Below are 596 nucleotides of genomic sequence, written 5' to 3' on the forward strand. Positions count from 1 at the left end.
GCACCTTCGGCAACCTGCGCTAGCGAAATGCCGTCATTAGCATTACGAGCAGCCTGATCTAAACCGTTAATCTGGCTGGTTAAGCGGTTAGAAATTTGTAACCCCGCCGCATCATCAGCTGCGCTGTTAATCCGAAAGCCCGACGATAAGCGCTTAAAGGCAATATCTAACGAATTGCCTGAATTAAACAATTGGCGTTGAGCATTAAGTGACGAGGTATTGGTGTTGACATATAAAGCCATGGTTACTCTCCTGATACTAAATTAAACACTGACAACAGCCACGTTAAAACCTAAACTTATTGCCGATCTGTGTTACATATGTATCGGAAAGAAAACAATAAACTTTAGCAAAAACCACAAAAATTACGACTTAAATAAAAAAGCTTAGTAAACAGATATAAAAACAAAAAGCCATCATAAAGATGGCTTTTTGTCAGGTAATCATTATTATTGTAGCAAGCTCAATGCCGCTTGTGGCCGCTGATTGGCCTGGGCCAACACGGTAGTACTGGTTTGCTGCAGAATCTGAGTACGGGTTAACTCAGCCGTTTCTTTGGCAAAGTCAGTATCGCGAATTCGACTGCGCGCACCTGA

Annotated in this window: 2 protein-coding genes; both read right to left on the reverse strand. The window is 42.3% G+C overall.

The features are described from left to right. On the reverse strand, positions 1-242 hold a 242-nt coding region (locus WG68_RS18950), incomplete at its 3' end, for a flagellin N-terminal helical domain-containing protein (protein WP_046559282.1). 207 nt (positions 243-449) lie between these two features. After that, the coding region (locus WG68_RS19485) for a flagellin (protein WP_268753191.1) at positions 450-596 on the reverse strand (147 nt) is incomplete at its 5' end.

It is taken from the genome of Arsukibacterium ikkense (assembly GCF_000987775.1).
GTDB lineage: Bacteria > Pseudomonadota > Gammaproteobacteria > Enterobacterales > Alteromonadaceae > Alishewanella > Alishewanella ikkense.